The organism is Vibrio genomosp. F10 str. 9ZD137, assembly GCF_049974785.1.
GTDB lineage: Bacteria > Pseudomonadota > Gammaproteobacteria > Enterobacterales > Vibrionaceae > Vibrio.
Genome location: NZ_JBNGCJ010000126.1, coordinates 1 through 399, shown reverse-complemented (window position 1 = coordinate 399; position 399 = coordinate 1). Strand labels below are relative to the sequence as shown.

At 48.6% G+C, this 399-nt stretch carries 1 protein-coding gene; it reads left to right on the top strand.

From position 1 onward, the window contains the following. On the top strand, nt 1–399 hold a 399-nt coding region (locus ACP45E_RS01495; protein WP_141707174.1), incomplete at both ends, for an iron chelate uptake ABC transporter family permease subunit.

Below are 399 nucleotides of genomic sequence, written 5' to 3'. Positions count from 1 at the left end.
CGCTCTTCCGATCTTCTGGTGGATCTCTTCACGTCGCAATTGGAGCGATTGTTGGCGGGCTTTCAACGGCTGCGGTAGTGCTGTTTTTATCCTATCAAGGCGGCACTATAAAGCGTCAAAACCTAGTGTTAACCGGTATTGGTGTTGGCGCGATACTCAGTGCATTTAACGGTCTGTTGTTGGTGAAAGGAGAGATAGATAGCGCTATTACCGGCAATTTATGGTTGGCTGGTTCACTGCATGCCAGAACATGGGAGCATGCATATTCAGTACTAGTCGGGGTGGTATTGCTACTACCACTAGTTAAGCTATTTTCTGCGGCCATGGCTGGGCTAGAACTAGGGGAGTTACGTGCCCAGTCGATTGGCATTCGGGTATTAAAACTGCGCCTGATTATGA